This window comes from Sphingobacteriales bacterium (assembly GCA_012517435.1).
GTDB lineage: Bacteria > Bacteroidota > Bacteroidia > CAILMK01 > JAAYUY01 > JAAYUY01.
The window spans coordinates 1-11,323 of record JAAYUY010000165.1 but is presented as its reverse complement, the minus strand read 5'-3'; the positions used below and the strand labels follow the sequence as shown (position 1 = coordinate 11,323).

6 protein-coding genes are annotated in these 11,323 nt (G+C 38.9%); 5 read left to right on the top strand and 1 reads right to left on the bottom strand.

Translation table 11 applies throughout. The features are described from left to right. Window positions 1-63: 63 nt before the first annotated feature. From GX437_09720 to GX437_09700, 5 genes are read left to right on the top strand one after another with little or no spacing between them, the layout of a single operon-like run. Window positions 64-3,318 (top strand): T9SS type A sorting domain-containing protein, encoded by a 3,255-nt coding sequence (locus GX437_09720; GenBank protein ID NLJ07934.1) that lies wholly within the window; start codon window positions 64-66, stop codon window positions 3,316-3,318. 11 nt (window positions 3,319-3,329) lie between these two features. Next, the gene (gene crtI, locus GX437_09715) at window positions 3,330-4,817 is read left to right on the top strand and encodes a phytoene desaturase (protein ID NLJ07933.1); all 1,488 of its coding nucleotides are present in this window, start codon (window positions 3,330-3,332) and stop codon (window positions 4,815-4,817) included. Continuing rightward, a complete protein-coding gene (locus tag GX437_09710) occupies window positions 4,814-5,458 on the top strand; it encodes a carotenoid biosynthesis protein (GenBank protein ID NLJ07932.1) in 645 nt (214 codons plus the stop codon). The genes crtI and GX437_09710 overlap by 4 nt, the downstream gene beginning before the upstream one ends. Window positions 5,459-5,495: 37 nt before the next feature. Beyond that, window positions 5,496-6,230 carry a hypothetical protein gene (locus GX437_09705; GenBank protein ID NLJ07931.1) on the top strand — a complete coding sequence of 245 codons (735 nt, stop codon included), beginning with the start codon at window positions 5,496-5,498 and terminating at the stop codon, window positions 6,228-6,230. Window positions 6,231-6,239: 9 nt separating this feature from the next. Continuing rightward, window positions 6,240-8,711, top strand: coding sequence for a response regulator (locus GX437_09700; GenBank protein ID NLJ07930.1), 2,472 nt, complete (start codon window positions 6,240-6,242; stop codon window positions 8,709-8,711). Between the two features lie 49 nt (window positions 8,712-8,760). Here GX437_09700 and GX437_09695 read toward each other — a convergent pair. Then, the coding region (locus GX437_09695; GenBank protein ID NLJ07929.1) for an OmpA family protein at window positions 8,761-11,323 on the bottom strand (2,563 nt) is incomplete at its 5' end.

Here is an 11,323-nt window from a genome sequence, read left to right as displayed (position 1 = left end):
GACTTATATTTCTCTATATTTTTTAACTTGCAAACTGAAAATAATCCCGAAATTTAAAATAAAATGAAGAAAATCTGTTTGTTATTCGTGATTTTTGCAGCCTTTGTGTTTTCAGGGTTTTCCACACCTGTTTCCGTTGAAAAGGCGGCTGTGATAGCTAAAAATGTTTTTTATGAAGGTGTAAAAGAGTTTCAGGTAATTGATTATCAGACTATCAAGGTTGAGCTTTTTACAACAGCAAAAGACAATGAGCATTCCTTGCTTTATATTTTCAACATTAATGCTTCTGTCAGAGGATATGTCATCATAGCAGCGGATGATGATGTTTATCCGGTGATAGGTTATTCGTTTGAAGGTATTTTTGACAACAATAAATTAAATCCTGCATTAAGTGACTGGATATCAGCCCGTCAGAATGAAATTTCCTTTATCTTAGATAATCATTTACAGGCAGATGATCTTATCAGGCAGGAATGGACGAGGTTATCTGTTATTCCTGTCAGCAGGGGATTCAGAAGCGTAAGTCCATTGGTAACGGCAAAATGGGGGCAGGGGAAATATTACAACCGCAACTGTCCGCAAGACGCAGCTGCACCTGCTTCTCAGGACGGTAGAACCCTTGTTGGCTGTGTAGCCATTGCCATGGGTCAGATTATGAAATATCACCAATCACCCTCCACAGGTTCAGGTTCACATTCCTATTATCACAATACTTACGGGACACTATCTGCAAATTTTGGGATGACTACTTACAATTGGAGCAACATGCCCAATACCCTGAGTACCCATAACAGCGATGTTGCCACTTTGCTTTATCATTGCGGAGTAAGTGTGGAGATGAATTACGGGGTATCGGGCAGCTCTTCATATCCCAGTGATGCTGCTTATGCCTTTGTCAATTATTTTGGTTATGGTTCAACCGTTCAGAAAAAGGATAAAAACAATTATTCAACCTCAACATGGGAAGGAATGTTAAAGGACGAACTCGACAATAGCCGGCCCATGCTTTACTTTGGGTATGGATCATCGGGGGGACATGCATTTGTTTGTGATGGCTATCAGGGTAGCAGCAACAATTATTTTCATTTTAACTGGGGTTGGGATGGCTATCTTGATGGTTATTTCTATGTCAGCAGCCTGAATCCCGGTACCATGGATTTTACCAATAATCAGGGTGCAATTATGGGAATTAAGCCCGGAGTAACTTCCGGAGCAGTTATTTCTCTGCTGGATGAAATAGATGTAACACCAGATACTTTGGTACAATATCAGAACGCCAGTGTCTGGGTGAAACTTGCAAACCTGAGCAGTGCCGATTTTACAGGAGATTACCGCTGTGCCATTTATACCACTTCAGGTCAGTTTGTTGAACTGATTGATACCTATAATAATGTAACCCTGAAAAAAGGATATTATTATACCAATGGATTTTCATTCAATAAAAGCTCAATTAATGCCGTAGCCGGTACTTATCAGATAGTAATTGAATACAAACCGGCCGGAGGTTCCTGGAAACTAGTGGATAAAAACAGCCATACTCATCCGTTGACAATAGTCATAAAAACAGGTACTTCAAACAGTGATATACGGGTTTATAAGGCATTTTCTGTAACTCCATCGCCACTGGTTCAGGGTGATTCGGCAGAAGTATGGGTTGATATTGCCAATTATAGCAGTACTGCCTTTAATGGAAGTTTTACAGTTTCATTGTTCAGTGCATCCACAGGGCAATTTGTTGAAACTATTGAAACAAAAACAAATATCAGTATGCCATCCATGACACATTTCACGAACGGACTTACTTTTAAAACAAGTGAGATAAGTGCTTCTCCGGGAGATTACCTGATTGCCATACATTTTATGCCCAGCGGTGGAAACTGGTATCTGGCCAATCCGGGTTCTTACAGCAATCCCATCAGTATAAAGGTGATTTCAAAGACAATCAATCCGGATCCGTATGAGGTTAACAATACAGAATCAGATGCTTACGGATTTGCTGTTTCTTTTGTCAGTGATTCCTGTGTCATAAAAACCACTCAGGCCAATATTCACAATGCAACTGATATTGATTATTATAAAGTTACCCTTCCTTCCGGATATAATTATGAAGTCAGCCTCAGGCTTCACGACAGCTACAACAGCGGAGACGGGAACAGCTATTCCGTAGATGGGGTTTTTGCCTATAAATACGGTGCAAACTGGTCTGCATATTTTGATGATGAGGATGCCAATACTTTTAAGGTAAATGATGGCGGAACAGTGTATTTCAAGGTAGCACCCTACTTTGAAGGTAATCTGGGGACATACCTGTTTGACATCCGTATCAAAAGAAGTCTGGCAGGAAAGCCCGACCTGATCATCGTTAATGAAAATATCAACCCTGCTTCGGTAGTTGCCGGGAATAATGTAACAGCCACCTGTGATGTGAAAAATCAGGGTCTTGCCTCTTCAGGATCTTCCGTAGTGAAATATTTTTTATCAACGGATAATCAATTGGATGGCAGCGATATCAGCATGGCCTCTGATAATGTAATTAGTCTGGCAAAAGATGGCAGCTATTCGGTAGGGCAACAGTTTACGATACCGGGTGTAACTGCGGCAGGAAATTATTATATCCTCTTTGTTGCCGATGCCACACAAAGCATTGATGAAAGTGATGAAAACAATAATGTGTCCTATAAACAATTGCAGGTCGTTGCACCAAAACCCGATTTGACCATTATCAGCAAAAGTGCAACTCCTGATACGGTTGAAAAAGGAGGAGTAATTGCTGTTAACTGCACATTGAAAAATACCGGACAGGTTGAGTCTTCTGCATGTGTTATTAAATATTATCTTTCCACTGACAAGTTTCTTGATGGGAATGACCCTGAGCTGGACTCCGAAAATATATTGCCTCTTGCAGTCAACTCAAGTACAAGTAGCGGGGAAAACCTGATTGTTCCGGTAAATGTCGCTGCAGGAACTTATTATATCATCATCTTTGCCGATGCCACACAGGTTGTTGCCGAACTGGATGAAAACAATAACATTGAAACCATTCAGGTTATGATCAAAAGTAATTCAGGGATAGAATATTCGGAGAATGATTTTCAGCCGGAGATCTATCCCAATCCGTCTGATGGTTGTTTCAAAGTAACGGGAATCAGAAAGGGGAGCTGGCGTGTTGAAATATTGGATATTGATGGCAAAATAGTTTATGAAGGTGAATTTCATCAACCGGAAGCATTTATTGAAACCAATATAGCTTCAGGTATTTATCTGCTTCGGCTCAGCAATTCGGCAGGGATGGTCATCAGGAAATTATTGATTAACTGAAAAAATTGAAAATCAAACAGAAAGATTTGAAGGTAGCTGTTGTTGGTGCAGGGATCGGAGGTCTGGCCACTGCACTCAGGCTTCGTCATCTTGGTTATCAGGTCGATGTTTTTGAATCGTCTGACAGTTTTGGTGGCAAAATAAAGGAACTTAGGCGGGATGGTTTCCGTTTTGATATGGGCCCCTCTTTATTTACCTTGCCACAACTGGTAAAGGAAATTTTTGATTTATACCATGTTGACTTCGATAAAGCATTCCCTTATTATGCTTTAGATGTTGTATGTAAGTATTTTTACGAAGATGGCTTGCAGCTTTCGGTATCCTCTAATCCTTCAAAATTTGCAGAAGATGCTGAAAAACTTACCTTTGAGTCCAGACAGCGTATCCTTAAATTTCTTAGAAAAAGCGAATACCTTTACAACCTGACATCCACGCCTTTTATATTCAATAAGCTATTCAGTTTCAGTAATATTTTTTCGTGGCCATTTTTGAAAGCCTTGTTAAATGCATACAGGCTCAATTCCTTTAACAGCATGCATGAATACAACAAAGGTTATTTTCAGGATAAACATCTGGTTCAGCTATTCGACCGCTATGCTACCTATAATGGCTCGAATCCATATCAGGCCCCTGCCACTTTAAATGTGATTGCCCACCTTGAAAATAACATAGGGGCATATTTTCCTTCAAACGGGATGTTTCAGATTCCTGTAAGCCTTTATAAGCTTGCTTGCGAAAACGGAATAAACTTTTACTTCAATACAAAGGTAGATGCCATTAATATTAAGAAAAAAAAGGTCAAAAGTATTGTGGTGAAAGGGGAGGAACTGAATTATGATGTCGTTGTCAGTGATGTAGATATAAAAACCCTGTATAAAAAAATAATCCGGGGAGCAACATTGCCCAAAAGGATTGAGAAGCACGAACTGTCAACAAGTGCATTGATTTTTTACTGGGGAATATCCACTGTTTTTCCAGTACTTGATGTCCACAATATTCTTTTTTCGCAGGGATATAAGGAAGAGTTCGAAAATTTATTTCAGCTAAAGAACATTTACCATGATCCGACTGTTTATATTTTTATCAGCAGTAAGATAGTTAAAACAGATGCACCGGAGGGGTGTGAAAACTGGTATGTGATGATTAATGCCCCCGAAAATATTGGACAAAACTGGGATCAGATAATACAGACAGCCCGGAAAAACATAACTGAAAAAATCAACCGTGTTTTGAAAACCGATATAGAAAACTACATTTTGTTCGAAGAAAGACTCGATCCTTTACAGATAGAGGAGCGTACCTCTTCGTGGCATGGTTCACTCTATGGAATGAGCTCAAATTCAGTAGGTTCTGCTTTTATGCGTCATCCAAACTATTTTTCAAAAATTAAAAATCTTTGTTTTACCGGTGGAAGTGTACACCCTGGAGGAGGCATCCCTTTGTGTTTAAGCTCAGCGAAAATTATTGCCAATCACCTTTCAAAAACAATCATACGTTGAAAATTCAAATCAGCAAGGAATATATCTGGATTTTTCTGCTGTCAGTTTTTTATCTGGTAGGACTTTTAGGACTTTCATATTCTCATGCAGAGAAGCTATTTTTATCCCTGACTCCTGTTATTCTGTTGATGAGTTTCTTCTTATTGCTGGCTTTTCAGCTTGGGTGGAGTAGAAAGTCTGTTATCATTTATCTCTTTATAGCCATATCAGGTTTTCTGGTTGAAGTGGCTGGAGTGAAAACCGGAGTGATTTTTGGCGAATATTCCTATGGAAAAGTTTTAGGACCAAAAGTCATGGAAACGCCTTTATTGATTGGGATAAACTGGCTTTTATTATCTGTGTGTACCTATTCGATTATTTCAGGCTTTAAAATGGGAGTTTTATTGAAGATCATCCTGTCATCCTTTCTGATGCTTGCCTATGATGTTGTGCTTGAGCCGGCAGCCATTTATACAGGGATGTGGAATTGGGAAAAAACAAGCGTTCCCGTTCAGAACTATATCGCATGGTTTATCATTTCATTTGTTTTTCAGGCGATATTGAATCTGGGGAAAGTGTCTCCTCATAATAAACTGGCAAAAGCAGTTTATTTGATTCAGTTTTTCTTCTTTATCTTGTTGAATATTATTGTTTTGAATTAATAAACCATATTATAAATTTGCCTCAAAACAAAAACGATTGAAACGCAGCCTTGCATTGATATGGTTGGTGATTTTTTCTGTTGGACAAATTTCAGGACAGGATAGCAGTCTTTCGGAACCCCCCTTATCTGTTTCGCTTGATCTGGTAAGCCGTTATGTGTGGAGGGGAAGCGATATCGGGCAATCGCCCAGCATTCAGCCTTGCGTGGAATATTCTCCCGGAAAATTTACTTTTGGCGTTTGGGGTGCATATTCTTTAACCCCTGCCGATATGCAGGAAATTGATTTTTACCTGTTTTATTCACCCGTTGATTGGCTGAAAATCGGACTGACCGACTATCTGAATACATATTATTCTCTGGCTGATAATTCAATATTTGACTTTAAAAACTCATCTACTCCTCATCTGATTGAGAGTGGAATTGAGTTAAGTCCTTTCAAAATACCGTTGAGCTTTTCATTCTACTCAATGATTTATGGCCCGGATAAAAAACTGAAAGACCCTTCCGACAGCCTCTCAATCGTAAATGCCTATTCGAGTTATGCCGAAGCCGGTTATGTGAAAGAATGGAAAGATTATAGTCTGGAAGTTTTTGCCGGATTTACACCCTTTAACGGTTATTATGCCGGCAGGTTTGCTGTTGTGAATTGCGGAATGAGTGTCAGCAGAAATATAAAAGTAACAGAAAATTTAAACCTTGCGGTAAATGCCCGTCTTATTTTAAATCCGGAGAGCAGGAATATTTATTTTGTTGGAGGAATATCATTTTAAGCAGAGTGTATGAAAAACAGTATGCAAAGAAGAGTGCTGGGAATATTGATAGCAGGGTTTGTGGTTATTTTTGTTATTAATGGATTTTATAGCCTTAAGCTGCTGAATAGCATCAGGCAGAATTACCGTACATCGGAGACCTCAGCCAGAGCATTGCTGGCTGCTACAATCAACCTGAAAAATGAGGCACTGAAGAAGTTTGTTGAGGATTACACTGTATGGGATGAAATGATCAAATACATCCATTCCCCTGATGAAGTATTTGCAAGGGATAATTTTATTTTATCATCTGAAATTTTTAAAGCTGATTATTGTCTTGTTTTCAATGAGAACGGGAATTCAGTTTTTGCTTACAATTCTCTGAGTTCAGATCATCTGAACCTGAAAGATTATTTTGATGATATGCCTTCGCTTTTCAGCAAAAAACCTTTAATCCGGTTTTATCTGTATCATCACGGATATGTGGTTGAGTTTTTTGGCGGCTCAATACATCCTTCCCTGGACACTTTAAGGAAAAGTCCGCCTTATGGCTATTTTTTCGTTGGAAAGAAATGGGATTACGAATTTATTGAGGAACTAAAGGAAATTACAGGTCTAAGTTTTATTCCCGTTACTGATACGTTAAAATTTGACAAGAGGGCTCAGAAAATTGCTTTTTTCCTTCCATTAAAAGGAGATATCGATACTACTCCCGTTGTTTGGTTATCTGCAAGTAAAACAGATTCAATTCTCAATAAACTGGAGAGAAGTTATCTGACGCAGCTTACGGTAGTACTTTTGTTATGTTTTATTTTCCTGCTTTTAGTCATTTTTCTTTCGCTCCGTTGGTTTGTAAAACCCATGAGAATTCTGAAAGAAGCCTTGCAGAATGAAACAGATGTTACGGATAATCAACGGATTATGAATGTTGCAGAATACAATCAGATAGCGACATTGATTACAACCAAGGCTGAGCAGAAAAAAGAACTGAATCTGACTAATAAACTTTATTTCAATCTTTTATCATTATTTCCTGCTCCCGTAGTGGTAACAGGGAAGGATTTCAGGATAAAACTGTGCAATGAAAAGACCATTCAATTATTTAAAAAGACATCAGATGAGTTGACTAATGAATACTTTAAAGATATTTTTCCGGAGGAAGTCAGAGAAACAATTAATCATGAGTTAAAATGGCTTAAATTTGAAAAGAAGGGCAGAAACTTTGAAATTCAATGGGTTGAGCAAAACGGAAGTAAGGTGTACTTCGAAATCAGCTCGGCTGTATTGAAAAACGAACAGGGCGATATTGAAGAAGTTATCTTTTCCTTGTTTAACCAGACTGCATTAAAACTTCAATATGAAGCGCTGAATGAAGCATTGAAGAAGGCTGAAGAATCAGATCAGCTGAAGACATCATTTTTAATGTCGATGTCGCATGAGCTTCGCACACCCCTTAATGTTATTATTGGGCTATCTTCAGTGTGTAATAAAGAAACTTCAACGGAAGAAATGCTGGAATATGCTGAAATTATAAAAAACAGTGGCTTGCAATTAAGTGGTATTATTGATGACTTGTTCGATGTTTCTTTGATAGAGTCGGGGAATTTGCGTATTGAAAACCGTAAAATAAATATCCGTGATATTTTCAGTGATATAGGTGGAATAATCAGAGCGGAAATGCAATTGATGAAGAAGGAGCATATCAGACTGAGTATTCCTGAAACAGCAGAAGATGTTGAAATATTTTCTGATCCCATCAGAGTAAAGCAGGTTTTGATTAATTTGCTGAAAAACGCATTGAAATTTACAGAAGAAGGCTCTGTTGAGGCAGGGTATTATTTGCAGAATGAAAAGGAATGCGTTTTTTATATTAAAGACAGTGGTATTGGAATTGAAAAGGAATCACAGGACAAGATATTTCAGAAATTTTGGCAGGCACAGGAAACTGCCGGTAAATCCAACAGGGGTGCCGGGTTGGGATTATATATTTCCTATCATTTGGCTAAATTATTGAATGGAAATTTATGGATTGAATCAGAAAAAGGAATTGGAAGCACCTTTTATTTTTCAGTCCCTCTTTATAAAATCAATAATGACAAAAAATTAATGACTGATCTGAGTGAATCGACAAATGGACTGAAAGGGAAAAAAATATTGCTTGCAGAAGATGAAGATTTTAACTTTATGCTGGTCAGGCATTTATTGAAAAAACACGAATGTGAAGTGGTCAGAGCCACTAATGGAAAGGAAGCACTCGATATATTCAATAAAGATAGTGGCTTTGATGCCATTATCATGGATTTGAGGATGCCGGTGATGGGGGGTTATGAAGCGATTAAGGAAATCAGAAAAACCAACACTTCCATTCCTATCATTGCCCTTACTGCTATGGTTATCTCAGGTAGCAGGGAAGAAGTGTTAGACTGTGGTGCAGATGAATTTATCGAGAAACCTTTTAATCCTGAGATTCTTGTAGAAAGACTAAAAGAACTTATTAAATAAAAATCCCTGTCAGAATTATCTGACAGGGATTTTTAGGTATTGGATTCGATCAGAATGCAAATCCTGCCCTAAACCCGAGATATTTTACAAAATCACCATAATTGTAGCTGATTCCACCTTGCAAGAATTTCATTCTGGCATCCACCCCGACTGTCCAATAAGTAGGGCTTAGCGAATGCACTCTGGACAGGCCAAAATTGTATCTGAACACGGGAGAAACAATTAGTCCGTCAGCCAGTTCAAGGTTATAACGTAAGCCGACAGGTACATTGAAGAATATATATCCCTGACGTCCGTCAATTGTGTTGGTAAAAGGATAAAAGTGGGAATTGATACCAAAAATAGTCAGCAGCGGAAGATTAAGGCTTTTGAAAAACTGCCAGTTGTAGTTGAAATTGAAATAACCCATCCACTTAATGCTGTCGTCATTCAGAAAGAAATATTCAAAATTGGTTTCTCTTAGTTTTTCGCTGACAAAACTTACTCCGGCACCGAGTCCTCCGCCTTCATAAACAACCCCGGAATTGATGGTTTGTTTTTCAAAATTTGAGTTTCTGATATATGGGTTAAATGTTTTGAAGACAAAGTTATCTTTTTCAACTTCTAAATACTTTGAAGTTTTTCTCTGCTTTGTTTTAGATGGTGTAGTAGTAGGAGTGGGAGCTTTTTTATATTCGGTCAGGTAAATCGGTTTGTCGGAGCATGGACTATTGGTTGGAAGACCGCCTTTTTTTGCCGCTTTCATCAGCGTACTCAAAAAATCAAAAGATTCTTCAACCTTTTTTTCTTCTTTTGGTTGTTCAGTAACCACATCCTGGCCTTCCCTGCCTAACTGTAGCTGAAGAATTTTAACTTCCACACGCCTGTTTTTTGCTCTGCCTTCTTCAGAGCTGTTTGGAGCAATCGGTTGAGTTTCTCCGTAACCTACTGCCATGATACGATCCGGATTTACACCATTGTCAACGAGATATTGTTTAACGGAATTGACCCTGTCTTGTGAAAGTCTCAGATTGGCTTCGTCAGAACCTATACTATCAGTATGACCCCCCAGCTCGATGACTATTTCACTTCTTTTCATGATGTCAACCAACTTGTTTAGTTCGGTTTTGGATTCTTCCCGCAAGGTGGCTTTTCCAAAATCAAAAAAGATATTTTTCAGCTCAAAAGTTGCACCCACTTTAATCGTTTGCAGGCTGAAATCTTTCCGGATGTCTTTGATTTTGTCCTCCTTACCCATCCATTCCAGTTTGGCCTTCTTGATTTTCAGGTCAAGGGCATTGATGGACGAGCGGTATTGCCGGATTAATTCTTCATAATTCTTCAAAGCCCCATCAATATTATCTGAATTTTCGTTCAGCAAAGCCAGAAACTGATTGTTCAGTTGGGTAAGTTTTTCCTGTAATTGTTTAATCTCATCCAGGTCAGCTCCAAAGCGGCTGTTAATGTATTCTTTTTCCATGAATTTCGTCATGTCGGTCAGGTCGAGTACATCGGTCATGTAAAGATAACCTTTCATGTCGATGACAATATTGTATTTTTTCAGAGGAGGCAGTGAAATTCTGTAATAGCCATCGCTGAAAGCACTGATGGCAGTGCCCTGCTCGAGGCCTGTAGCAGCATCATAAAAACGTATCACTGAGCCAACAGGTAGTTTGTTTTCGTCTGATACATAACCATAAACATTGACAACTACTTCAGGACGCATGCTCGGGGGCAAAATGAATTCATATAAATCCATTCCACCTTGACCGTCAATAGAACCGTCTCTGACTGTAAAAGCTTTAATACCGGAGGAAGGTATTGAAAGATATTTGTCATCTCCGAGCGTGTTAATGTATTTGCCTAAATTGACAGGTTCGCTCCAGTCAGTCCATGAATCACCAATTTTTTTTGCCATAAAAATATCGTGTCCACCGAATCCGAAATGCCCGTCACTAAAGAAATAGAGTGTTTTGCCATCAGCAGCGAGAAAAGGAGCTCCTTCAAAGCCGGAAGTATTGATTTTCGGGCCTAAATTGACAGGTTTACTCCATCCGTCTTCAGATAAGACGCTGACGTAAATATCGGCACCTCCGCCATAGCCACCTGCACGGTCGCTGCAAAAGAATAGTGTTTTCCCGTCAGCACTGAGGCTGGCTTGTGCTTCCCAATCTTTTGAGTTGATGGTGCCTCCGAGGTTGCAGGGCATTGTCCATCCTTTATCAGTCTTTACGGAATAAAAAAGGTCTCCGTTACCAAATGAACCTTCATAATTACCGAATAAAATGGCCACATTCCCGTCTCCTGACATGGTCATGAGGCATTCATGTGTAGAAGTATTCAACTGAGTACCGATATTCTGTGCATCACCCCATGTTCCGTCTGCTTTTTTCTCACAATACCATATATCTTCTCCTCCATAGCCGCCTGTCCTTCCGTTGGTACAGAAATAGAGTCTTTGTCCATCTTTTGAAACATAAGGGAAGTAGTCAGATTGAGGTGAATTGATGTTGGTTCCGGCATTGACCACTTCAATGTATTCATCATCTCTTTTCAGCAGGTTAAGCCATTTATCCGCGAGGTTTTTATCAGCTGAAGCATATTTTAACTTATAGTTTTCAATAGCTTCAATG

Bases quoted from the DNA above. Each gene is read 5' to 3' on its own strand.
- GX437_09700 (NLJ07930.1), top strand. From the start codon at position 6,240: ATGAAAAACAGTATGCAAAGAAGAGTGCTGGGAATATTGATAGCAGGG.
- GX437_09720 (NLJ07934.1), top strand. From the start codon at position 64: ATGAAGAAAATCTGTTTGTTATTCGTGATTTTTGCAGCCTTTGTGTTT.